We start from the raw sequence: 24908 nt of genomic DNA, 5'->3' as shown, positions 1-24908 counted from the left end.
AGGGTTGTTGGCTGCTCTCACTCACCCGAATCACCTACTGGTGTAAGCTCATCGGGATTATCTCGCTTGCCGCCGTCCTACACCTTGAAATCTATTGGGTAAACTAAAACTTAAACGCTGTAGTACAGTTCGAACTCAACTGGGTGCGGAGTCATACGAACGCGGTCCATCTCTTCTTTACGCAGTTCGATGTAAGCATCGATAGCGTCGTCAGTGAACACGCCACCACGGGTCAGGAACTCGCGGTCTTCGTTCAGTGCAGCCATTGCTTCGTCCAGTGAACCTGCAACTTTTGGAATTTCAGCCTCTTCTTCCGGTGGCAAGTCATACAGGTTTTTGTCCATCGCATCACCAGGGTGAATCTTATTGATGATGCCATCAAGGCCAGCCATCAGTAGAGCTGCGAAGCACAGGTATGGGTTAGCTGCTGGATCCGGGAAGCGCGCTTCAATACGACGTGCTTTCGGGCTGGCAACTACAGGGATACGAATAGAAGCTGAGCGGTTACGGGCAGAATATGCCAACATTACCGGTGCTTCGTAGCCTGGGACCAAACGCTTGTAGGAGTTAGTTGTTGGGTTAGCCAAGGCGTTAATGGCTTTTGCGTGCTTGATGATACCGCCGATATAGAACAGCGCCATTTCAGACAGGCCAGCGTATTTGTCACCGGCGAACAAGTTAGTACCGTTCTTGGACAAAGACATATGGCAGTGCATACCTGAACCGTTATCACCGAACATAGGTTTTGGCATGAAAGTCGCCGTTTTACCGAATGCGTGGGCCACGTTGTGCACCACATATTTGTAAATCTGAATTTCGTCAGCTTTTTTGGTCATGGTATTGAAGCGAGTTGCTACTTCGTTCTGACCCGCGGTTGCAACTTCATGGTGGTGCGCTTCAACCACCAGGCCCATTTCTTCCATGGTCAGACACATGGTAGAACGCAGGTCTTGTGAAGAATCGACTGGAGGAACTGGGAAGTAACCCCCTTTGACGGCTGGACGATGGCCTTTATTGCCGCCTTCGTATTTGGTGCTGGAGTTCCATGCGCCCTCGATATCATCGATAGCGACGTGGGAACCACGGATGGAGCTACCAAAACGAACGTCGTCGAACAGGAAGAATTCTGGCTCTGGCCCAAACAATACGGTATCCGCGATGCCAGAAGATTTTAGGAATTCTTCTGCGCGTTTGGAGATAGAACGCGGATCGCGGTCATAACCTTGCAGGGTGCCTGGCTCAAGGATGTCACAACGGATAATCAGTGTGGAGTCTTCGAAGAACGGGTCCATAACAGCGGTGCTGGCGTCTGGCATCAGTACCATGTCGGATTCGTTAATGCCTTTCCAGCCACCAATCGAGGAGCCATCAAACATTTTGCCTTCTTCGAAGAAGTCAGCGTTGACCTGATGAGCTGGAATAGTGATGTGCTGTTCTTTCCCTTTAGTATCGGTGAAGCGCAAATCAACAAATTTCACTTCGTGCTCATTCAGCATCGTCAAAACATGTTCAGCGGACATACTTATATCTCCTGGATTTGTCATAGTCGTCGTCGTGGAACGATTACCGTGTTATCCCCTTCGAACTTGAAGTTGCAGAGGTGTTGGCTGCACTCACTCACCCAAATAACTTACGAGAGTAAGCTCATCGGGGTTCATTCTCTTGCCGCCTACCTGCAACACCAATTTCTTTGGGTATATGATGTTCAGTCATTCATGCTAAAATACATTGCGAAATCTATGCCAACTTTCCAAACCCCCCGTTTATGCCATATCATAGGGGTCTGCTGATATTCAGTATGCACCAGGATAGTTATATTGCACTATTTTGGTGCTTCATTTGTGCTGTTGGGCACTGTATTGGTGCAATAAGAGGCTGGAAGGCTATTTTTGCACCGTGAAAGGGATCACAAACATACCGCCGTTAGGTTGTTTATAAGAGAATTTTGTGATCTTGTTTAGTCCCTCGCCTAATACGTGTACAATAGCGCGCTATTTCTAAATGCCTGAGGCAAAAAAGCTGTGATCGAGAATCTGCGTAACATCGCCATTATTGCGCACGTTGACCATGGGAAAACTACCCTGGTTGATAAGTTGCTACAACAATCTGGTACGTTCGGTGAACGTGCTGAAGCAACTGAACGTGTAATGGACTCCAACGATTTGGAGAAAGAGCGTGGGATAACCATCCTCGCAAAAAATACTGCCATTAAGTGGAAAGACTACCGCATCAACATCGTGGATACCCCAGGACACGCCGATTTCGGTGGTGAAGTTGAGCGTGTAATGTCTATGGTTGACTCTGTGCTGTTGGTTGTCGACGCAATGGATGGCCCGATGCCGCAGACCCGTTTCGTGACCAAAAAAGCTTTCGCTAACGGTCTGAAACCCATCGTGGTAATCAATAAAGTTGACCGTCCGGGCGCACGTCCTGACTGGGTTGTGGATCAGGTGTTCGACCTGTTTGTTAACCTGGACGCAACTGATGAACAACTGGACTTCCCTATCATTTATGCATCTGCATTGATGGGTATTGCTGGCGAAGACCACAATGATATGGCGGAAGACATGACCCCGCTGTATCAAGCCATCGTTGACCATGTGTCTCCGCCACAAGTTGAGGCTGAAGCACCGTTCCAGATGCAGATCTCTCAGCTGGATTACAACAACTATGTTGGTGTTATCGGCATTGGTCGTATCAAACGCGGTAAAGTTAAGCCAAACCAGCAAGTCACTATCATTGATAGCGAAGGCAAAACTCGTAACGCCAAAGTTGGTAAAGTTCTGACTCATATGGGTCTGGAGCGTATTGAAGCTACCGAGGCTGAAGCTGGCGATATCATTGCCATCACCGGTCTGGGCGAGTTGAACATCTCTGATACCATTTGCGATGTTAATGCTGTTGAAGCTTTGCCAGCACTGTCAGTTGATGAGCCAACCGTAAGCATGTATTTCTGCGTTAACACCTCTCCGTTCTGTGGTAAAGAAGGCAAGTATGTGACTTCACGTCAGATTCTTGACCGCCTGAACAAAGAGTTGATTCATAACGTGGCGCTGCGTGTTGAAGAAACCGAAGATGCTGATGCATTCCGCGTATCTGGCCGTGGCGAACTGCACTTGTCGGTTCTGATCGAAAACATGCGTCGTGAAGGTTTCGAGCTGGCGGTTTCCCGTCCTAAAGTTATTGTCCGTGAAATTGATGGCCGCAAACAAGAGCCGTTTGAAAACGTGACCTTGGACATCGAAGAGCAGCACCAGGGTTCAGTCATGCAAGCCATGGGTGAGCGTAAAGCTGACCTGAAAAACATGGATCCGGACGGTAAAGGTCGTGTGCGTCTCGACTACTTGATCCCTGCACGTGGTCTGATCGGTTTCCGTACTGAGTTCATGACCATGACTTCTGGTACAGGCCTGCTGTACTCCACATTCAGTCACTATGATGATGTGCGTCCAGGCGATATCGGCCAACGCCAAAACGGTGTACTGATCTCTAACGGTCAGGGCAAAGCGGTTGCGTTTGCATTGTTCAAACTGCAAGACCGCGGCAAGCTGTTTATCGGTCATGGTACAGAAGTGTATGAAGGCCAAATCATCGGTATTCACTCACGTTCTAATGACCTGACTGTAAACTGCCTGACCGGTAAGCAACTGACCAACATGCGTGCATCGGGTACTGACGAAGCAACCACTCTGGTTCCTTTCCTGAAGAAAACTCTGGAACAGGCTCTGGAATTCATCGATGACGATGAATTGGTTGAAGTGACCCCGCTATCTATCCGTATCCGTAAGCGTCACCTGACGGAAAACGATCGTAAGCGTGCAGGTCGTGGTCCTAAAGAAGATTAATTCTTCTTAGTTCTACTGATACTTAGGGCGCGAAAAGCGCCCTGAGTTCTCATCTTTCAAGCCGCAGATGTGTTGGCTGCTTTCGTTCACCCGAATCACTTACTCGAGTAAGCTCAGCGGGTCTCTCTCTTTTGCCGCCTTCCTGCAACTTGAAATCTGTTTGTTATAATTACCTCCGGTAAAAATATTATTTTTCCTGACCGACCCCTCCTTTTTCTCCCTCACTCTGTTCAGTTTTCTTTTTTCCCGTTACAGTAAAACTCACCATCTAATTGGGAGAGCGCCATGCTGTATATCTTTGATCTAGGGAATGTGATTGTTGATATCGACTTCAAACGCGTATTGGGTGTCTGGAGTAAATTAAGCAGTGTTCCGTTGGCTACATTGAGTGAGCGATTTACGATGGGAGAGGTCTTCCAGCAGCATGAGCGCGGTGAAATCAGCGACGAGGATTTTGCCCGTCAGCTGAGTGACGAAATGGGACTATCGTTGAGTTTCGAACAGTTTGCCGAAGGTTGGCAGGCGGTATTTGTGGCTCTACGCCCTGAAGTCATCGCGATCATGCAAAAGTTGCGGGCCGAAGGGCACCGAGTAGTGGTGCTATCTAATACTAACCGCCTACATTGCAATTATTGGCCACAGCATTATCCCGAAGTTGCTGCTGCAGCAGATCATATGTATCTGTCGCAAGATTTGGGAATGCGCAAACCCGAAGCCAGAATCTATCAACATGTATTGAGTGCAGAAAACATTCCGGCAGAACAAGCTGTGTTCTTTGATGATGTTGAGGCGAATATTGTTGCTGCCAGAATCGAGGGCATTACTGGTATCCACGTTACCGACCGAAAGGTTATTCCAGCTTATTTTTCCTGATAAGTTCTTACTCCAGGCGTTAATGGGTTAGCCTTAAACATCACGCTAGCCCATAACCGAGCCTAAACACCGGTATTGACTGAGAGATAAACATGGCGAGTTTTCTGCGTTTTCGCTTATCTGCATCTTTAAAACCCTACATTACGTTCGGGCGAATGCTTTACACCCGAATAGATAAAGACGGTTTAACCATGCTGGCTGGGCATCTGGCGTATGTGTCATTACTTTCTCTCGTGCCATTGGTGACGGTTATTTTTGCTCTATTTGCAGCTTTTCCGATGTTTGCTGATATCAGTATAAAATTGAAAGCCTTCATATTTGCCAATTTTATGCCAGCAACTGGCGATATTATCCAAAACTATCTTGAGCAATTTGTTGCCAACTCAAATCGTATGACCGTGGTAGGCACCTGCGGTTTGATTGTGACAGCGCTGTTGCTAATTTATTCCGTTGACAGTGTGCTCAACCTTATCTGGCGCAGTAAGGTTCACCGATCACTGGTATTTTCATTTGCCGTTTATTGGATGGTACTGACATTAGGGCCAATTCTTGTTGGGGCTAGTATGGTTATCAGTTCTTATCTGCTGTCATTGCAATGGCTGGCAAATGCCCGGGTAGACAATATGATCGATGAAGCACTGCGGCTATTTCCGTTGTTGATTTCTTGGGTTTCATTTTGGTTATTGTACAGTGTGGTGCCAACCGTCAGGGTGCCCGTACGAGATGCCGTTATCGGCGCGCTGGTTGCCGCATTATTTTTCGAGCTTGGTAAGAAAGGATTCACGATGTATATCACGCTGTTTCCGTCTTATCAGCTGATTTACGGAGTACTAGCCGTTATCCCCATTTTATTTCTTTGGGTTTATTGGAGTTGGTGCATTGTGTTGTTGGGAGCAGAGATTACGGTCACCTTGGGTGAGTATCGCATGCAACGCCATCAGGTCATTACAGAGATGAACTCGAGTCAAAGTCAGGAGATGTAAGGCATTATGATTGCGTTGATTCAACGGGCGCTTAGCGCCAATGTCGTAGTTGATGGGGTAGTGGTGGGCGAGATAGGGCCTGGGTTACTGATATTACTCGGTGTTGAGCAGCAGGATACCGAGCAGAAAGCACAGCGCTTATGTGAAAAGGTACTGGGTTACCGGATTTTTGGTGATGAGAACGACAAAATGAACCTGAATATCCAGCAAGCTGGGGGCAGTGTGCTGGTGGTTTCACAATTTACACTGGTTGCCGATACCCAAAAGGGCATGAGACCCAGTTTTTCTCGTGGAGCAGCTCCAGCCGAAGCTGACAGGCTTTATCAGTATTTTGTTGCCCAGTGTCGTGAGCATGGTGTAAAAACGGAAACGGGATTATTTGCAGCGGATATGAAAGTTAGCCTGGTAAACGACGGCCCAGTGACGTTCTGGTTACAAGTTTAGAGACAGGATTTCACCAAAGATTGAGGGTTATATACCCGTCATACTTCAAGTGCATCTGCGCTGGCTGCTCTCATACACCCCAGTCACATACTTGAGTTAGCTCATCAGGATTATGAGCCTTATCAGAGGGGCCAGCGTAGGCGCGGTTCAAAATGGTTTACAACCAATTTGTCACTCAATTGCTGCCTTCCCGCAACTAGAATTATTTTGGGTATAACACAGATCTTATTAATAATTTTAACGAGAGAATGCTCCTATGTATCACTTGCGTGTGCCCACAACAGAACAAGAACTTAAAGATTATTATCAATTTCGTTGGGAAATGTTACGCAAGCCGCTCCATCAACCGATAGGTTCTGAAAAAGATGCTTATGACGCAATGGCCCATCACCAAATGGTGGTGGATGAGCAGGGTAAACCTGTTGCTATTGGCCGCTTATATATCAATGCTGATAACGAGGCCGCGATTCGCTTTCTGGCGGTAGACCCATCAGTGAGATCAAAGGGGTTAGGGACGTTAGTTGCAATGACATTAGAGTCCGTTGCGCGTCAGGAAGGGGTAAAGCGGGTCGTGTGTAGCGCCCGTGAAGATGCGGTCGACTTCTTCGCCAAGTTAGGTTTCGTTAGCCAGGGCGAGATAACCGCCCCGCAAACCACACCTGTTCGTCATTTCTTAATGATTAAGCCGGTTGTGACTATGGATGATATTTTGCACCGCCCTGATTGGTGTGGCCAGTTGCAGCAAGCCTGGTACGACCATATTCCACTGAGCGAAAAAATGGGGGTGCGAATCAGTCAATATACTGGCCAGCGCTTTGTCACGACCATGCCGGAAGCCGGTAATCAGAATCCTCACCATACCTTATTTGCTGGTAGTCTTTTCTCATTGGCGACACTGACGGGCTGGGGCCTGATTTGGCTATTACTACGCGAACGCCATTTAGGAGGCACTATTATTCTTGCTGATGCCCATATTCGCTACAGTGCGCCTGTTACTGGGCGGCCAAGAGCAGTTGCAGAGTTAAGTTCGCTCAGTGGTGATTTGGATAGATTGGCCCGTGGCCGTCGTGCCAGAGTTCAACTGGATGTAAATTTATTCGGTAATGAAGAGGCCGGTGCTGTGTTTTCAGGAACCTATATGGTCCTACCCGTCGATGCAGAGAGTAGTGGGGTTAACTAATTTTTATTGTGCCCGTTCATGAATAACCAATGAGCGGGTAGTTTGGTGAGTCATATATTTCTTTCTTGAGTTAATATAAAGATGATGATACTTGTATTCTATCTTCTCTAAGATTTCAGGTTTATTTCTTAAATTCTTTCCAAATATATCCAGAAGTAAATAGAGTAAATAGAGTAAATAATACACTAGACTATATGCGGGAATAGTTATTTAATCATTCACCGCCAATGTTAACTTTAGAATGTTAACGAGTAATATATTATTCAATATTAACACATAGGTTTAAATTTTATATTATACAAATTGAATGATATTTGTAACCTTATAAATTAAGGAGAATCTAAATGAATAAAGATTGGCATAGACAAGAAATATTAGCTGCTATACGGAAAAGGAAAGGCTCACTTTCAGCATTATCAAGAGACAGTGGCCTATCTTCAGGGACACTGGCTAATGCCTTAACACGTCCATTGCTCAAGGGTGAAATGATTATCGCTGAAGCGATCGGGATTACACCACAAGAGATATGGCCAAGTAGATTTATCGATTATCGTGGATGTAGCATTATTAGACGAATAAGGAAGGTTTAAATAGGATATATAAACAGGAGGATATAATGGAAGCATCACTATTCAATTCACTTAAAATGCTAATAAGATTCTGGGAGTATAGCTCTGAGCCTTGGGGAGTAAAAGACAATCAATCAAGATATGTTTATGCAAATAATAGATTACATAGATTATTAGCTTTACCTGATAAATTTAGTATGGAAGGACGAACAGATGGTGAGCTTCCTACTCCTATAGCAGAGTTCGAACTTGAATTTCAGGAGCATGACTGTAAAGTTAAATTATTACAAGATCGTATAACCTCAGTTGAAATACATGCATGGGATGGGTGTGCCTACTTTCAGCCTTATTTTGTTGATAAGTATCCACTTATGGATGAACACGGGGTATCTCAAGGTGTCATTTGTCACGGTCGACCAGTAGAGGATATAATATTAACGCATCTTAATAAGATAAAAGTACCAACATCACTTATTTTTACCCCACCATCTGATTTGTTTTCAAAAAGGGAGTGGGAGACGTTATTTTATATTTTACATTCCTTATCAAGTATGGATATTGCGAAGAAACTCCATTTGTCCTCCAGAACAGTCGATAATATTACGCAGAAAATATATAAGAAGGCGGGTGTTTCTAGTAGGCAACAGATGGTGGATTATTGCTATGAAAAGAAAATCAATAATTACATCCCTCAGAGCTTCTTTGAATACTCAGGTTCATTTCCATTGATGTAAGGAAAATTAAAATTCAACAGGCGGATATCATGGATGAAACTCTAAAGAACCAACTGGAAATACTAATAAGGTTTTGGGAACGAAGTTCAGAACCTTGGGGAATAAGAGATAATCAATCAAGATTTATTTATTCAAATGCTCGACATCATAAATTATTGGGGTTATCAGAAAAATACAATTTGGAAGGGCGATTAGATAGCGAATTACCCTCACCAACAGCCGCGTTTCAAATGGAGTTTCAGGCTCATGACCGTAAGGTAGAGTTATCGCAAGAGCGGATAACTTCAGTTGAAATACATGAGTGGGATGGGCTTTCATATTTAAAGCCGAATTTCTGCGATAAATATCCGTTAATAGATGAAAGTGGGGTATCTCAGGGAATTATTTTCCATGTAAGACCGGTAGAGGATATCATTCTATCTCGCTTAACTAAAATAAAAGTACCTACTTCACTGATTTTTACCCCACCGTCAAAATTATTCACCAAAAGAGAGTGGGAAGTATTATTTTATATTTTACATTCATTTTCCAGCAAAAATATTGCGAAAAAACTGCGTTTATCAACCGGAACTGTCTGTAATATTATTCAAAATATCTACAGAAAAGCCGGCGTCTCCAGTAAGCGGCAGATAGTGGATTATTGCTATGATAATAAGATCAACAATTATGTCCCTCAAAGTTTCTTCGAATATTCTAAGTCTTTCCCCCTTATGTAGAAACCTCTTTACGCCGATTACGTTATATTTCATGTGATCGGCGGTTGATGTTCAGAGTCATTGCTCACAGAGCTTAGACACACTGTTTATGCTCGCTTACTGCCCTACTACGCCATGCACCTCGCCATATTGCACCGTCTGGTTAACTTGCTTCCCGTGGCTGTCAGTGGCTTGTATAGAGCCATTAATGGTGGGTTTCAATGGTTTATCTGCTGTCAGGTTACCTGATATCCGTAATTTCAGATTACCAAGCCCTTGTAACGGTAAGGCTGGCCAGCCCCAGTTTTGTAAGATATTAAGGTCTACAGATCGGCCAGTCAGCGCAAGGGATAATGCTCTGTCAGGTGTTTGATCAACAGTGGCGGTGGCTTCCAGTAACCCCTCTTTGGTAAACGCACTTAAATCACTAACCGTAATCTGCTGTTCATTAGCGCTCAGAGCTAATGACGGGCGACGGACATCATTTTTATTAAAAGTCGCATTCCCAGCATTTAGCATCAATGAGCCGGACCATACTCCCCATTGGTGATTTTTAGCCAGCAGCAGATTAGTCCCCGCAGCATCCAGCGACGTAATTTGGAACGGGAAGTCCGGGCTGATATCAATCAATAAGTTACGGTTAGCATTCAACTTACTGATATAGACCTCAGACAACCAATTTGGCAGCGTTTGCTGCCATTGCTGCTTCCAGTCAGTGGGAAGGGTATAAACCAGTGCCACCAGTGTCAGCTCATCGAGTTGTAGACGGTGGCTATCACGCAGCCAATTACCTTGAGTTCTTAACAATCCATCCTGCCAACGAGTGGAGAACTGATTGATTGCCACCCCAGCGGGTGACAATGTAAATGTCGCGATTGGATCAATCAGATGAATATTACCTTTAATAATGTCACCAGCATTAAGGGACAATTCACCTTCGTCACTTTTCCAGTCGCCTTGCTTAAACGTGATGTTTTTTAGTGTGAGATCTAAATCATTAAATGCCCAGCTTTTCCCTTCAACACGCGCATCAATTAAATCAAATCGTTTTAGCGTGATAGGAGGGAGCTGTAAGAATGTATTCCAGACATCTTCTAATGTCGCGGGAGTTTGTAGACGGATATTACTCAAGCGCAGGCGGTCGACCAGCCAACTTCCGTCAGCCGATTGACTGGCACTCCCAGTCAGTTCCCCTTGCGCAATATCAGCCCCAAAATTACTCAAAGTCAGGGCGTTTTTCTGTATTGAGCCTTGTAGATAAAGTTTTTCGGCTGTAATGCCATTAATCGTCAATGAGCCGGCACTAAACTGAAATTGAGCATTTTCGCCCAGACTATTGCCGGGCATTGGTTGCCAAGGGATCAATCCGCCATTGACTTGCTGGCCTGTTACTTTCCATTGACCTGCCTTATTTTGCGGTTCAATAGTAGTATTCAGCGCCATATTGGTCAGCCTCAAAGTATCAGCCTGCAAGGGAAGCGGTGAGGTGCTGTTATTGAGCGTTAAGCTCCCATTTTGCAAATTAAGGCTGAGAAAATGACGAGGCTCAGTCAGTTGCCGCCAACTCAGACCCAATACGGCCTGCTGGGCAATAAGAAACGCGGGTTGATTGGCCCGTCCTAGTGTGACATCAGTAAAGCTGACTTGCCCAGGTTGGGACCATGAGTGATCTATTTTCCCCAGAGAGAGGCGATATTCGCTGTTATCACTCACCCAGCGGCTTAGCCAACCGGCAGCCCAACTGGTCTGAAGCAGTACATAGCACAGCACTATCGACAGCACTAGTAGCAGTAATAACGTTAGCAGCACTTTCCCGAGAAATTTCATCCGGTATTTCCACGCCTGTCTGTATAGAGAACTCTGTTTATGCCGCAAATTGTCCCTTAGCTCAATAGACAATCAGTTATCGGAGCATAAAAAAATGGCCGGTGTCATTTATGACCGGCCATTTCAAAGACGTGTTAACGCAAAGATTATTTTTCTTGTGGGAAGATGAGGTTAAGTACTATAGCAGTGATACCACCGGCAGCAATGCCGGAAGAAAGCAGGGTTTTGATCCAATCGGGCGCAAATTGCAGAATCAGTGGTTGCTGCGCCACACCCATCCCGACAGCTAATGACAACGCCATAATCATAATTGCGCGACGATTAAGGATTTCGCGTGACACGATACGCACACCGGAAGCGGCAATCGTTCCGAACATCACGAGAGTGGCACCGCCCAGCACTGGCTCTGGAATATGTTGAACGAATCCAGCGACGGCTGGGAACAGGCCCAGCACAATCAGCATCAGTGCGACAACAAAACCAACATAGCGGCTGGCAACGCCAGTTAATTGGATAACCCCATTATTTTGGCCGAAGCAGGAGTTAGGGAAAGTATTGAACACGGCTGATAGCATGGAGTTCAAACCATTCGCCAAAACCCCCCCTTTTAAGCGCTTCATATACAGTGGGCCATGAACGGGTTGCTCTGAGACATCCGAGGTCGCCGTGATATCCCCGATGGTCTCAAGTGAGGTCACCATGAAGATAAGCATTAATGGCACCAGGAGGTTCCAGTCAAAAGATAAGCCATAATAAAGCGGCGTTGGGATGGTGATCAGTGCGGTGTCAACGACAGGGCGACTCTCTGGTAGCATGCCCAACGTCCACGCCAGTAGGTAACCCACTGCCATGGCGATAACCAGTGAGGCGACACGTAGATACGGGTTGCGCTGGCGGTTTAATAAAATTATGACCACGAGTACTGCGCCCGCCAACATGAGGTTTTTAGGTGAACCAAATGTATGGTCGCTCATCGCAGCATAACCGCCGCCAATAGAGGTCAGCCCAACCTGAATCAATGACAGGCCGATAATCATCACTACAATACCGGATACCAGTGGGGTGATAATACGGCGCGCCAGATGCAGGAAACGGGACAATATAATTTCAGTACAAGATGCGACCATTAAGGTACCGAACAGGGCGGCCATCATAGTCGGGATATCTGCCCCACCGTTTTTTAGCGCCAAACCACCCATAATCAGTGGAGAAACAAAGTTAAAACTGGTGCCTTGAATGGATAGCAGGCCAGAGCCAACCGGCCCCCAAGTTTTAATTTGCAGCAGCGATGCCAGGCCAGAGGCAAACAGGGACATGCTGATAATTCGTTGAGTATCTTCCGCTGGCAGCCCTAGCGCCTGACAAATCAGTAAGCCAGGAGTGATTACCGCGACAAACATAGCCAGTAAATGTTGGCCTGCGGCAAACAGTGTTTGCGCGAGTGGAGGGCGGTCTTCTAAACGATAAATTAATTCGCTGGGGCGAGTGGTTGCCTGCTGTGGTGTATCAAGTTCGGCGGATTGCGTAGACATGGAGTGGCATTCCCGGATCGGCAAAGAGGGCATTTTAATGATCCGCCTCACAAAAGCAATCGGTTGCGCTGCATTTTTTTAAATATTTATACCCATGCTTGTTCATGTTTTTCTTTTACTAAACTTGTAATTAGGGGCATTTTTTTTTCTAATCGCCCCCTCTTACTGCTTTGGCGTTTATTAAGGAACTGTCTAACGTCATATTTTTATTCGATATTTCAATCGCATGGAGTACCAAGATGTTTCATCTCGATACCTATGGCACGCTAGTCGCAGCCTGTTTGGTTTTATTGTTAGGCCGAAAACTTGTACAAACTGTCCCTTTTCTAAAAAAATATACCATTCCTGAACCGGTTGCAGGTGGTTTGCTGGTGGCTTTTATGATGCTGCTGATGCAAAAGACTCTCGGTTGGGAAATCAGTTTTGATATGTCGCTGAAAGATCCCTTGATGCTGGCATTCTTTGCAACAATCGGCCTGAATGCCAATCTGGCCAGCTTACGTGCCGGCGGTAAGGCCTTGAGTGTATTTGTTTTTGTCGTCGTAGGCCTGTTACTGATGCAGAACGCGATTGGTATTGCTCTCGCGAAAATGATGGGGTTAGACCCACTAATGGGTTTATTAGCCGGTTCAATTACATTATCAGGTGGACACGGCACTGGGGCTGCGTGGAGTAAAGTTTTTGTTGAGCGCTATGGCTTTGAAAATGCAACCGAAGTGGCTATGGCCTGCGCGACATTTGGTCTGGTTCTGGGTGGGTTGATTGGCGGCCCGGTGGCTCGTTATTTGGTAAAACACTCTTCCACGCCAGATGGTACCCCAGAGGATAGCGAAGTCCCTTCCGCTTTTGAAAAACCCTCTGCCGGCCGCATGATCACCTCATTGGTGTTGACCGAAACTATCGCCATGATCGCAATTTGCCTCATGCTTGGCCAAGTAATTTCTGCCGGGCTGCGAGGTTCGATGTTTGAATTACCGACCTTTGTCTGTGTGTTATTCGTCGGGGTTATTCTCAGTAACTCGCTGTCGGCAATTGGCTTCTATAAAGTGTTTGATCGTGCAGTCTCGGTGCTGGGCAACGTCAGTTTGTCACTGTTCCTGGCAATGGCGTTGATGAGTCTAAAGCTGTGGGAGCTGGCGTCATTGGCATTGCCGATGTTGGTTATTTTGTCGGTACAGGCATTGGCAATGGCACTGTACGCTATCTTTGTCACTTATCGATTGATGGGTAAAAATTATGATGCGGCAGTGTTAGCGGCGGGACATTGTGGTTTCGGTTTAGGCGCGACACCAACGGCTATTGCCAATATGCAGGCCATTACTGACCGTTTCGGCCCATCACATTTAGCCTTCCTAGTGGTGCCAATGGTTGGTGCATTCTTTATTGATATCGTCAATGTTATCGTGATTAAGCTATATCTGTTACTGCCAATCTTTCCCGCAATAGTGGGATGATTCCATTGTAAGGTCATAGTCTTAAGGGGCGGTTTTTTCCGCCCTTTATTCATCAAGCATTTGTATAACGCGTTCGCTCTGGTAGCCAGCGTTCTATCAATGCCTGCGCATGTTCAGGATATTGTTGATGCAGATGGCGAGCTACTCGTTGCACTTCTGGGATCATCGCCTGATCGCGCAATAAATCAGCCACTTTAAACTCGGCACTGCCAGTCTGACGTGTGCCTAAGAGCTCGCCGGGGCCACGTATTTCCAAATCCCGCTGAGCAATAACAAAACCGTCATTACTATCGCGCAACACTTGCAAACGCATCTGAGCTGTTTTGCTCAGCGGCGTTTTATACAGCAAAACACAGTGTGAGGCGACAGCACCGCGACCAACACGGCCACGTAACTGATGTAATTGCGCTAACCCTAATCGCTCTGGGTTATCGATAATCATCAAACTGGCATTCGGAACATCAACTCCAACTTCTATTACTGTGGTGGCAACCAGTAACTGCAATTCACCTTGCTTAAAGGCCAACATAACAGCCTGTTTTTCCGCCCCTTTCATCCGTCCATGAACCAAACCGACTTTAATCTCCGGCAAGGCGATTTTCAGCTCTTCGCAGGTGACTTCTGCAGCCTGAGCTTCTAATAGTTCAGATTCTTCAATTAAGGTACAGACCCAATAAGCTTGCCGCCCCTCTTCTAAACAGGCATTTTTGACCCGTTGAATAACATCACTGCGGCGGGTATCCGGAATTGCCACTGTCGTGACCGGGGTTCTACCCGGTGGCAGTTCGTCGATGACTGAGGTATCAAGATCAGCATAGGCCGTCATGGCCAATGTTCGGGGAATAGGCGTCGCGGTCATAATCAACTGGTGCGGATGGAAGCCTTGCTCCTCACCCTTTTCCCATAATGCGAGCCGCTGATGAACACCAAAACGATGTTGTTCATCAATAATAACGAGTGCTAATCCCGAGAATTGCACTTGTTCCTGAAACATGGCGTGAGTCCCCACGACCATGGCGACCTGGCCGCTAGCGACAGCATCTTGTTGTGCCAGGCGCGCTTTACCTTTTTGTTTCCCGGCCAACCAACCAACTTCCAAACCTAAAGGCTCCAGCCACTGGCGGAAAGTATTCGCATGCTGTTCAGCCAGTAATTCAGTCGGTGCCATCAATGCAACCTGCTTACCATGTGCAATAGCCCGCAGTGCAGCCAGTGCGGCAACCAGTGTCTTGCCAGAACCCACATCCCCTTGAATCAGCCGCATCATGGGGAAGTTATGCGTCATATCTTGCTCGATCTCTGCCACGACCCGCTGCTGGGCATGGGTTGGCGTGAAGGGTAATGCTGCAAGAAAACGTCGTTTAAGTTGTTCTTCGGGTAACAGTGGTAGCGCCCGATAGCTCTGCGCTCCCGCCCTGACTGCCAGCATGCTGAGGTTATGGGCTAGCAACTCTTCCATTATTAAGCGTCGCTGTGCGGGATGTTTGCCTTGCTCTAAATCAGCTAATTGAATATCTGCTGGTGGACGATGCAAAGTATGAATAGCTTCTGGCAAGCTGATCAGCGAGCGGCTTAATTCAATCGGTAGCAGTTCGGCAATAACACTGGAGTCCAGCATCGCCAGAGCTTGATCAATCAGTTTACGCAGTGTTGCCTGACGAATGCCTTCCGTGGTGGGGTAAACGGGGGTCAATGACTCCTGCAATTCAACGCCAATACTTTCGCCATGCACACGATATTCAGGATGGATGATTTCCGGGCCAGTATTACCTCGTTTAGCCTCACCATAGGCAATCACATGCTTGCCTGGAGATAAGCTGTTTTTCATCGCGGCATTGAAGTTGAAAAAGCGCAGCGTAAGCACACCGCTACCATCGCTGATTTGGCAGGTCATCATGCGGCGGCGGCCAAAACTGATATCTGAACGGAGAACTTCACCTTCAACAGTGACCGACAGTCCGGGCAACAGATCGCCAATCCGGTATAACCTGGTGCGATCCTCATAACGTAACGGAAGGTGAAGTAACAGATCTTGAATGGTTTCCAGCCCCATCTTTGCCAGCTTTCCAGCCTGACTTGCGCCAACACCGGAAAGTGTACTGAGGGGTACGGCATCCAGTAGGCGGCCTTTCATCTAAGACTCCGTGGATTGCATAGCAGACCACCATTGCAAATCGGCAATAACCTGACCCTGCTCATCAATATAAGGCTGAGGAAGCCCTTTACGTTTAGCCACTTGCGCCAGCACCGGATAGCCACCTTCAAATAATAGTCGCTGCTGCTCATCTTCTGACAAAATACTCTGAGTTCGTTGATACATACCGGCATTCTGTCGTTGGCGCTGCGCTTCATATAAAATTAGCGCTGAAGCGACTGATACATTCAGTGATTGCACCATCCCGATCATCGGAATAATGATGTCTTTATCTGCCATTGCCAAGGCTTCTTTAGATATACCGGTTTTTTCCTGCCCCATTAAAATACAGGTTGGACGGGTATAATCAATTTCCCGGAAATCTACTGCTTTATCAGATAGATGAGTCGCGAGTATTTGCATGCCCTGCGACTTCAGATGGGTAATGGCATCGGTAATATGAGAGTGTGTTTTTACCTGAACCCAGCTGTTGCTACCGGCTGCCGAAGAGAGCCGGGTGTACATTGCAGGAGTAGGCCAAATCGCATGAATCTGATGAATACCGACGGCATCAGCAGTACGAATAATCGCGGATACATTATGAGGTTTATGTACTTCTTCCAGGCAAACCGTTAAGTCCGGCTGCCTGGTCGCAAGCATTTCACAAATCCGCGCATAGCGTTGAGGATTCATAGGCGTTAATTACGGTTACGGCTGACTTTGACCACGTCTGGCATGATACGAATTTTACGCATAATGTTAGCCAGATGGACTCGGTCACGAGTAGTCAGGCGAATAAAGGCACTGTATACCCGGCCATCTTTCTCTTCAGTATTTAGGCTTTGAATATTAGATTCCGCCGCATTAATCGCTGCGGTTAGATTTGCCAAGGCACCTTGCTGATTGAACATATCGACTTTTATTTCAGCAATAAACTCTTGCTCAGTCTCTTGGTCCCATTCAACCGCCATAAACTTCTCAGGCTCTTTCTGGTAGCCACGGATATTCCGGCAGGATTCATGATGGATAACCAAGCCTTTACCCGGACTGATATGGGCGATAATTGGGTCACCCGGAATCGGACGGCAGCACTTGGCAAAGGTAATCAGGACTCCATCGGCGCCTTTAATTGCCAGATTACGTGTGCCAGAAGTTGCCAGTGTGGATGGGTCACCCAGCAGGTTTTTAGCCACCACCACACTCATTGCATTACCCAAGCCAATTTCCGCCAACAGATCATCCAGCGTAGCCAGCTTCATGCGATCCAGCTCATGTTTGATATTTTCTTCAGGAATATCAGACAGTTTTCGACCATTCCCTAAAGCATGATTCAGTAATCGGCGGCCAAGGCTTACCGACTCATCACGTTTCAGGTTTTTTAGCAATTGACGAATTTTGGCGCGTGCTTTAGAGCTGACAACAAAATTCAGCCAGGCGGCATTAGGTCTTGCACCTGGAGCGGTAATTATCTCAACAGTCTGACCACTGCTCAGTGACTGAGAAAGTGGATAGGGCTGGCGGTCAACACGCGCGCCAACACAGGCATGACCAATATCGGTATGCACAGCATAAGCAAAATCGACAGGCGTTGCACCGGCAGGGAGTTCAACAATGCGCCCTTCCGGAGTGAAAACGTAAATCTCATCAGGGAACAAATCAGATTTTACACTTTCAATAAATTCAAATGAGCTGCCCGCGCTTTGCTGTAACTCCAGCAAACTTTGCATCCAGCGCTGAGCGCGGATCTGTGCGGTGGTGCCGGACTCACCTTGCTCTTTATAAGCCCAGTGTGCTGCAACCCCCATTTCAGCCATCTGATCCATATCTTCAGTACGGATTTGCACTTCTACCGGAACCCCATGAGGGCCGATTAATGAGGTATGCAATGATTGATAGCCGTTAGCTTTAGGGATGGCAATATAATCTTTTACTCGACCAGGACGCGGTTTATACAGACTATGAGCCTGCCCCAACACCCGATAGCACGTATCGACTTCTTTAACGATAACCCGAAAAGCATAGATATCCATGATGGAGTGGAAACGCTGCTCCTTCAGATTCATCTTGCAATAGATGGAATAGAGATGCTTTTCTCGACCACTGACACGGCAAGGTATCCCCGCCTCCGTCAGACGCCCTTCAATCTCCGCCAGAATTTTTTGAATCATCTCTTTGCGGTTACCACGAGCAGCTTTCACCACTTCTTTAATCACGCGGTAGCGATTGGGGTAGAGCGCTTCAAAACCCAGCTCTTCCAGCTCGGTTTTTAAATGATGAATACCCAGCCGGTGGGCAAGTGGGCTATATATTTCAAGGGTTTCTCGGGCAATACGGCGACGCTTATCCGGGCGTAAGGAGCCCAGAGTTCGCATATTATGGGTGCGGTCAGCCAGCTTGATCAAAATGACGCGGATATCCTGTACCATCGCCATGATCATTTTGCGGAAGTTTTCCGCCTGGGCTTCTTTCTTATCACGAAAGTTCAGTTTATCGAGTTTAGAGACACCCTCGACCAGCTCGGCTACGCTTTTCCCAAACAACTGCTCCATATCTTGATATGTGGCAGGAGTATCTTCAATGACGTCATGTAACAGTGCCGCCATTAAGGTTTCGTAATCGAGCCGCATCTCCGCGAGAATACAAGCCACAGCAACCGGGTGAGTAATATAAGGCTCACCACTGGAGCGTGTCTGACCCTCGTGAGCATCACGCGCGACAAGATATGCCTGTTTGAGGCGCTTAATCTGCTCCTCTGGCAGGTAACGTTGAATCAGCAGATTCAGGCTTTCAAACAGGTACAAGGCAAACTCGCTGTCTAATTAACGACGACCTTCAGCAATAGCGGTTACCGCTTGGATCTCTGCGGCTTCCTGCTCTTGCTGTTCTTGGCGTTCACGTACATCGAGAATCTGATTAGTAATCAGGCCTTCTTCGATTTCACGCAACGCAATCACAGTAACTTTATCGTTTTCTTCTGGAACCAGTGCGTCTTTACCGCCGGACTGGATTTGACGTGCCCGACGAGCAGCGACCAACACCAGGTCAAAACGGTTACCAATTTTCTCTACAGCGTCTTGAACAGTTACGCGTGCCATAATTCTGCTACTCCACAGGTGACGAAATGACTGGGCATGATACTGAAACTCTGTTCAGTCTGCCAATAATTTGGTGATTAAAGCGTCATGCCGCTGTTTCTGGCGGCCTAAACGCAGTCGTTCAGCGCGAATAATGGTTTTCAGATCAGACAATGCCAGATTGAAATCATCATTCACGATTAAATAATCATATTCTGCATAATGGGTCATTTCCGCGACAGCTTGCGCCATTCGCTTTGCAATGACCTCTTCACTATCCTGCCCACGGCCGCGTAAACGGCGATCCAATTCTTCTTTGGATGGGGGCAAAATAAAGATACTGCGTGCGGTCGGCATTTTTGCACGAATTTGCTGCGCGCCTTGCCAGTCGATATCTAAAAACACATCAACACCGGTTGCGAGAACCTGCTCAATTGCCAGACGTGAGGTGCCATAGTAATTCTCAAATACTTTGGCATGCTCAAGAAAAGCATCGTCATCAATCATCTGGCAAAACTCTTCCTTGGAAACAAAGAAGTAATGCTCGCCGTGATTTTCCCCAGGACGTTTAGCACGCGTGGTATGAGAAATAGAAACCTGCGTGTCGTACAAAGGTTGTGTTTTTAACAAAGCCTGAATCAGGCTTGATTTCCCTGCCCCACTGGGTGCGGAAACTATATATAGCGTGCCTTGAACCATGATGACGTTTCAGTTGATTAGGTTGATATGTAGAAAGTAGAAGTGTGAATCTCCGCACAGTATACACGGCTGCTACGCGTCATGCAGCGTTACAACGCATTTCACCTGAATGTTTCGCCCATAAACAGCACGTTTTTATGATTTTGCGGGAAGCATTGCGTAATTTCAGCCTGTTTCAGTAAATGGAAAAGTATTCTTCGGCCGCGCACGCATTTGAGTTTTTTCGCCTTCGACGGATGCGCTATTTCAGGTTTTACTGCCAGTCATCAACGGGAGGTGCTGATGAATGTGCACAAAATAAAAATACTAAGCCTATTCATGGTTAGTTTCATCAGTTGGCAAGTCAGAGCAGAGTTTGTCTGCCCTGAATGGTCAGAAGAAAGAATGTCGGGAGAGATACATCTCCTGGAGAAACAGCTAAATCAGTGGAGTGTAGCTTATCACCAGCAGGGTATTAGCCCGATTGCAGATGATATTTACGATCAGTTGCAGGATAAATTGCATAGGTGGCGTTTATGTCTTGGGTTAACTGATAAAACGGATAACAGACTCATACCGGGTAATGGAAAGATGCTTCATCCGGTTGCCCACACCGGCTTAAAAAAACTTCAAGATGAAGCTGCGCTGATTAGTTGGATGACAGGGAGAAAAGACCTTTGGGTTCAACCCAAAATAGACGGCGTTGCAGTCACATTGGTGTATCAGGCGGGAAAATTAACCCAAGTTATGAGCCGAGGAAATGGCTTGAAAGGCCAAAACTGGGTGGATAAAGCACCATTTATTTCTACTATTCCTCAATATATTGTCAGCGCTCCCCCCTTGTTAACTCTGCAAGGAGAAGTCTTTCTACAGATGGAGGGCCATCAGCAAGCGCAATCAGGAGGTGTAAATGCCCGAGCATCTGTTGCAGGGGCTCTGATGCGTAAGTCTGTATCCCCATTGCTAGCTAAACTAGGTGTTTTTATCTGGGCATGGCCGGATGGACCGAAAAGTATGGTGGAAAAGAACCGAGTGTTACAAGAAATGGGCTTTCCTCTAACTGTACACTACAGCGAACCAGTCACTTCCAGTAGTGATGTTGTCCACTGGCGGAATCGCTGGTTTAAGATGCCACTGCCTTTTGTGACTGATGGGGTGGTTATCCGCCAAGAAAATGAGCCCGCGGGGCGCTATTGGCAGGCAACACCAGGAAACTGGTCTGTGGCGTGGAAATACCCACATCCACAGCAAATAACTGAAATCAAAGATATCCATTTTACTGTGGGGCGCACTGGCAAAATCACAGCTATTTTACAAGTTATACCGGTAAAAATTGATGATAAATGGATTCGCCGAGTGAATATAGGATCGATATCCCGCTGGAAGCAGTGGAATATCGTACCTGGAGATCAAGTTACTATCTCATTAGCTGGGCAGGGTGTTCCTCGTTTGGATAAGGTTATCTGGCGCGTGAGTCAGCGGCAGGAGCTTATGCCGCCAGATGCAGTTAAATTCCATCAGCTAACTTGTTTTCGCCGCTTACCTTTTGACTGTGAGGCGCAGTTCTTATCTCGCTTAGCATGGCTTAGTGGTACGAACGGGCTAGATATGCAGAGTGTGGGGAGTGGGCTTTGGCGCGAACTTATTCATCATGGGCTTATCAATGATCTACTCGATTGGTTATTACTGTCTGTCGAAGAAATCGCGGCGATTCCAGGTATTGGGCAAGGTCGAGCAGAAAAGATTTATCAGCAATTTCAACGTGCCAGACAACAGTCTTTTTCTCAATGGTTACAGGCGCTGGGATTCCCACAAGGAATACCTAATGATTCTTCGTGGCACTCTTTACGGCAACGAAGTATTGCCGAATGGCGTTTAATGTCTGGAGTTGGCCAGGTTAGAGCAAAACAGATTAATCATTTTTTGCATCACCCAGAGGTACAAATGATGGCTGACTTCTTATCACAGCAGGGAATTGCGGGATTCAGTCCCGAAGAGTAGTTCTCTTCGGGTTAGTGTTCAGAGTGTTCATACTTGAATACCGGCAAGCCAAGCCGAAACCTTAGTGCCAGCAATCGAGCACTCAAACCAGTGACCAACGTAATAATAACAATCCAGTTATGAGACAGTGGCGTGTATTGTAGGGCTATATAGATCCACGCGGCAGCAAATGAGATACCGGCATAAATTTCTTTCTGAAAGACCAGAGGGATACAGTTACAGAACATATCTCGTAAGACACCGCCAAAGACACCGGTAATTACAGCAGCTATAGCTGCAATGATAGTACTGTGCCCCATATCGAGAGCAATTTGTGCGCCAATAATAGAAAAAACGATAAGCCCGATAGCATCAAGTACTAAAAATAGATGACGTAAGTGCTTCATCAATGGTGCCATCCATGTTGTGACAATAGCAGCAACAGCGACAATCACGATATATTCAGGATGTTTAACCCATCCAAGCGGATAGTGACCCAGCAGCATATCTCTGACCGAACCGCCACCAATAGCAGTTGCCGATGCAATAATGATAACGCCAAACATATCCATCTGACGGCGACCGGCAGCTAGTGCACCGGTCATGGCTTCAGCGGTGATACCGATAATATAAAGAACACTGAGTAGCATATTGAATGTAATTTCTTAAGGGCGACAAAGGCGGCAGAGTAGCCATTAAGCTGAGCTATCACGACTGAGATTTTCTAAACCAAACGCTTAAGATTACTTAATCTAATGAAAATATTTATTATCTGACTAAAATGACTTAATAAAAAAACAATAATAGAATTATTAGTCATTAATAAATCTAGGGTAAAAATAAATTATTGAGATGGATTAGCAAGTATTTGATGATAGTCCTATCTGATTGCAGAGTGACTCATCCAATGGTAGCTTTTATCTCTATTTTATCTTTTATTTCAGTGGGATTCTTCATGAGTCAGTGTATTCAATCGTTCCAATACCGTGTAGTACTCTTGGTTAGCATCGTAGCGGTTGGAGTATTACTCAGTGGCTGCGTTGATAGAACGGGCAAGGCAAACACAGCAACGATTAAAGCTTCCTCTCTCACCTGTATTAAAGGTGAGCCGATGACACAAACGACGCTCTATTTTGGTTTAAATCGGCCTCATGGCCCAATTATTTCAGCCACAGAATGGCAGTCTTTTGTTGATAATGATGTGACCAGCCGTTTTAAAGATGGCCTGACAGTTATTGATGCTAAAGGGCAATGGTTAGGTAATGATGGCACTGTAGCTAAAGAAAATAGTAAGGCATTGGTACTTATCCATAAAGCTGACAAAGAAACTGCTATTGAAATCTTACGCATCCGCTATAAACAGCAATTTGCGCAAGAATCGGTTATGCGGGTTGACGCGGCTGTTTGTGTTGATTTCTAGCGGCGAGTATTGACCAGGGTTTCTGGCCTTTTATCCCCTTATTAGAGATAAAAGGCCGGTGATACTATTGATTTTATTCAGTCAGAGTGAGCTGTTACAAAACAAGCCCGGCAATGGCAGCAGAAAGTAAACTGACTAAAGTTTAACCATACACTAGCTTTAATCCAAATCGTGAAACTACATTCCCCTGCTGTTCATTCAGACCTTTAATAGCTCCCGCGACAATCCCAATAGACGCAAAGTTAGCAAAAGAGACTAAAAATACAGAAAGAATACCTAAACCTCGTGGAGACATATCGGCAGCCACTTTTTTCAGTTCAATCATGGCAACGAACTCATTTGCCACCAGTTTGGTTGCCATAATACTTCCTGCATGTAAAGCATCTTGGGCCGGTATACCAATTAATAGCGCCAGTGGATAAAATAGATATCCCAGCACTCCTTGGAAACTGATGTGGAATAAAGTGCTAAATAAAGCATTAATCGCTGAAATGATAGCAATAAACCCGATTAGCATTGCGGCTATTATCATCGCGATTTTAAATCCCGCCAGAATATACTCCCCAAGCATTTCAAAAAAGCTTTGATCTTCATGCAGGTTATTTAGTTTTAACTCAGGTTCTTCTGTTACGGGGTAGGGGTTAATAATTGAAAGTACAATAAAAGTACTAAACATATTCAGTATGAGTGCTGTTACAACAAATTTTGGTTCTAGCATGGTCATATAAGCACTAACGATTGACATAGAGACCGTCGACATCGCAGTAGCTGCCATGGTGTACATTCTGCGTGGCGATATATCAGCGATAATACCTTTATAGGCAATAAAGTTCTCTGATTGTCCCAGAATCAACGTACTCACAGCATTGAATGACTCTAGTTTACCCATGCCATTTACTTTGGATAATAGGGTGCCTATAACCCGTATGACTAGGGGTAATATACGAAAGTGCTGCAAAATACCAATCAATGCAGATACGAAAATGATTGGGCAAAGAACGTTTAGGAATATAAACGCCAGGCCTTGCTCATTCATCCCGCCAAAAACAAAACTGGTGCCTATAGAAGCGAATTTCATCAAAGATTCGAATAATCCAGCAAAATACCTTATTGCACCTAACCCTCTTTCCGAGTGTAAAAAGAAATAAGCCAGAGCAATCTCTATAATCAGTAACTGAAGAATATAACGAAGTTTGATGTTTTTCCGATCATTGCTAGCCAGTAGGGCCAAAACAGCTATAGCAATCAATGCCAAAAGAAAATGCAGAATCTGCAACATAAGAAATCCGTTAGGAATAAAATTCAGTCAACATTTTATCCATATCAGAAGTTTTTTTTCATCTGAAATTTAATCTTCTTTAGAATATATATTCTAAAGATTCTTTAATCGTGCGCTGAAGATGCCAGTTATCTAAATTTTCACTGTCTTACTCATCATTTATCCATTGGGTGACTCACTATTTATCTGCCAGCTTAAATTTCCGTA

At 45.9% G+C, this 24908-nt stretch carries 21 protein-coding genes; 11 read left to right on the top strand and 10 right to left on the bottom strand.

Features of this window, described 5'->3' with window-relative positions; genetic code table 11:
• Nucleotides 1–110: 110 nt before the first annotated feature.
• Complete coding sequence (gene glnA / locus ACF3VQ_RS21140; RefSeq protein ID WP_004392048.1) at nucleotides 111–1520, bottom strand: glutamate--ammonia ligase; 1410 nt, start codon at nucleotides 1518–1520, stop codon at nucleotides 111–113.
• Between the two features lie 501 nt (nucleotides 1521–2021).
• Here glnA and typA point away from each other — a divergent pair.
• The 8 genes from typA to ACF3VQ_RS21100 all read left to right on the top strand — a co-directional run bounded on the left by typA (nucleotide 2022) and on the right by ACF3VQ_RS21100 (nucleotide 9344).
• On the top strand, nucleotides 2022–3845 hold the full coding sequence (gene typA, locus ACF3VQ_RS21135; protein WP_392432848.1) for a ribosome-dependent GTPase TypA: 1824 nt from the start codon (nucleotides 2022–2024) through the stop codon (nucleotides 3843–3845).
• 285 nt (nucleotides 3846–4130) lie between these two features.
• Nucleotides 4131–4718, top strand: a complete 588-nt coding sequence (gene yihX / locus ACF3VQ_RS21130; RefSeq protein ID WP_392432847.1) for a glucose-1-phosphatase — start codon at nucleotides 4131–4133, stop codon at nucleotides 4716–4718.
• Between the two features lie 92 nt (nucleotides 4719–4810).
• Complete coding sequence (locus ACF3VQ_RS21125; RefSeq protein WP_392432846.1) at nucleotides 4811–5701, top strand: virulence factor BrkB family protein; 891 nt, start codon at nucleotides 4811–4813, stop codon at nucleotides 5699–5701.
• Nucleotides 5702–5707: 6 nt separating this feature from the next.
• Nucleotides 5708–6145 (top strand): D-aminoacyl-tRNA deacylase, encoded by a 438-nt coding sequence (gene dtd, locus ACF3VQ_RS21120; RefSeq protein WP_392432845.1) that lies wholly within the window; start codon nucleotides 5708–5710, stop codon nucleotides 6143–6145.
• 256 nt (nucleotides 6146–6401) lie between these two features.
• A complete protein-coding gene (fabY, locus tag ACF3VQ_RS21115; RefSeq protein ID WP_392432844.1) occupies nucleotides 6402–7325 on the top strand; it encodes a fatty acid biosynthesis protein FabY in 924 nt (307 codons plus the stop codon).
• A 344-nt stretch (nucleotides 7326–7669) separates the two neighbouring features.
• Nucleotides 7670–7915, top strand: a complete 246-nt coding sequence (locus tag ACF3VQ_RS21110; protein WP_392432843.1) for a helix-turn-helix domain-containing protein — start codon at nucleotides 7670–7672, stop codon at nucleotides 7913–7915.
• Nucleotides 7916–7941: 26 nt separating this feature from the next.
• Nucleotides 7942–8628 carry a helix-turn-helix transcriptional regulator gene (locus ACF3VQ_RS21105; RefSeq protein ID WP_392432842.1) on the top strand — a complete coding sequence of 229 codons (687 nt, stop codon included), beginning with the start codon at nucleotides 7942–7944 and terminating at the stop codon, nucleotides 8626–8628.
• Nucleotides 8629–8657: 29 nt separating this feature from the next.
• Nucleotides 8658–9344: a helix-turn-helix transcriptional regulator gene (locus tag ACF3VQ_RS21100; RefSeq protein WP_392432841.1), complete on the top strand. Its 687-nt coding sequence runs from the start codon at nucleotides 8658–8660 to the stop codon at nucleotides 9342–9344.
• A gap of 96 nt (nucleotides 9345–9440) precedes the next feature.
• Here ACF3VQ_RS21100 and ACF3VQ_RS21095 read toward each other — a convergent pair whose 3' ends face one another.
• A complete protein-coding gene (locus tag ACF3VQ_RS21095) occupies nucleotides 9441–11150 on the bottom strand; it encodes an AsmA family protein (protein ID WP_392432840.1) in 1710 nt (569 codons plus the stop codon).
• A 146-nt stretch (nucleotides 11151–11296) separates the two neighbouring features.
• Complete coding sequence (locus ACF3VQ_RS21090) at nucleotides 11297–12682, bottom strand: uracil-xanthine permease family protein (RefSeq protein WP_392432839.1); 1386 nt, start codon at nucleotides 12680–12682, stop codon at nucleotides 11297–11299.
• A gap of 239 nt (nucleotides 12683–12921) precedes the next feature.
• Here ACF3VQ_RS21090 and gltS point away from each other — a divergent pair, with 239 nt between their 5' ends.
• Entirely contained in the window at nucleotides 12922–14136 is a 1215-nt protein-coding gene (gene gltS, locus ACF3VQ_RS21085; RefSeq protein WP_392432838.1) for a sodium/glutamate symporter, read from the top strand.
• A gap of 52 nt (nucleotides 14137–14188) precedes the next feature.
• On the opposite strand, the gene recG is transcribed toward gltS, so the two are convergent.
• The 5 genes from recG to gmk are packed head-to-tail and all read right to left on the bottom strand — an operon-like array spanning nucleotide 14189 to nucleotide 20043.
• The gene (gene recG / locus ACF3VQ_RS21080) at nucleotides 14189–16270 is read right to left on the bottom strand and encodes an ATP-dependent DNA helicase RecG (protein WP_392432837.1); all 2082 of its coding nucleotides are present in this window, start codon (nucleotides 16268–16270) and stop codon (nucleotides 14189–14191) included.
• Nucleotides 16271–16963 carry a tRNA (guanosine(18)-2'-O)-methyltransferase TrmH gene (trmH, locus tag ACF3VQ_RS21075; RefSeq protein ID WP_392432836.1) on the bottom strand — a complete coding sequence of 231 codons (693 nt, stop codon included), beginning with the start codon at nucleotides 16961–16963 and terminating at the stop codon, nucleotides 16271–16273.
• A 5-nt stretch (nucleotides 16964–16968) separates the two neighbouring features.
• Nucleotides 16969–19071 (bottom strand): bifunctional GTP diphosphokinase/guanosine-3',5'-bis pyrophosphate 3'-pyrophosphohydrolase, encoded by a 2103-nt coding sequence (spoT, locus tag ACF3VQ_RS21070; RefSeq protein ID WP_005165887.1) that lies wholly within the window; start codon nucleotides 19069–19071, stop codon nucleotides 16969–16971.
• An 18-nt stretch (nucleotides 19072–19089) separates the two neighbouring features.
• Nucleotides 19090–19365, bottom strand: coding sequence for a DNA-directed RNA polymerase subunit omega (gene rpoZ / locus ACF3VQ_RS21065; protein WP_004392061.1), 276 nt, complete (start codon nucleotides 19363–19365; stop codon nucleotides 19090–19092).
• A 54-nt stretch (nucleotides 19366–19419) separates the two neighbouring features.
• The gene (gene gmk, locus ACF3VQ_RS21060; RefSeq protein ID WP_004704191.1) at nucleotides 19420–20043 is read right to left on the bottom strand and encodes a guanylate kinase; all 624 of its coding nucleotides are present in this window, start codon (nucleotides 20041–20043) and stop codon (nucleotides 19420–19422) included.
• Nucleotides 20044–20325: 282 nt separating this feature from the next.
• Between gmk and ligB the strand changes: the two genes are divergently transcribed.
• Nucleotides 20326–22023 carry an NAD-dependent DNA ligase LigB gene (ligB, locus tag ACF3VQ_RS21055; protein WP_392432835.1) on the top strand — a complete coding sequence of 566 codons (1698 nt, stop codon included), beginning with the start codon at nucleotides 20326–20328 and terminating at the stop codon, nucleotides 22021–22023.
• 11 nt (nucleotides 22024–22034) lie between these two features.
• Here the strand turns inward: ligB and ACF3VQ_RS21050 are convergent, their stop codons facing one another.
• A complete protein-coding gene (locus ACF3VQ_RS21050) occupies nucleotides 22035–22652 on the bottom strand; it encodes a trimeric intracellular cation channel family protein (RefSeq protein WP_049614923.1) in 618 nt (205 codons plus the stop codon).
• A 305-nt stretch (nucleotides 22653–22957) separates the two neighbouring features.
• Here ACF3VQ_RS21050 and ACF3VQ_RS21045 point away from each other — a divergent pair, with 305 nt between their 5' ends.
• A complete protein-coding gene (locus ACF3VQ_RS21045) occupies nucleotides 22958–23422 on the top strand; it encodes a DUF3574 domain-containing protein (protein ID WP_392432834.1) in 465 nt (154 codons plus the stop codon).
• 142 nt (nucleotides 23423–23564) lie between these two features.
• Here ACF3VQ_RS21045 and ACF3VQ_RS21040 read toward each other — a convergent pair whose 3' ends face one another.
• Nucleotides 23565–24701 (bottom strand): NupC/NupG family nucleoside CNT transporter, encoded by a 1137-nt coding sequence (locus ACF3VQ_RS21040; protein ID WP_392432833.1) that lies wholly within the window; start codon nucleotides 24699–24701, stop codon nucleotides 23565–23567.
• Between the last annotated feature and the right edge of the window lie 207 nt (nucleotides 24702–24908).

Origin of the sequence: Yersinia fenwicki, assembly GCF_043099325.1 — a bacterium.
Taxonomy (GTDB): Bacteria; Pseudomonadota; Gammaproteobacteria; order Enterobacterales; family Enterobacteriaceae; genus Yersinia.
The sequence above is the reverse complement of the archived record's forward strand: the minus strand, read 5'-3'. Positions and strand labels throughout refer to the sequence as shown.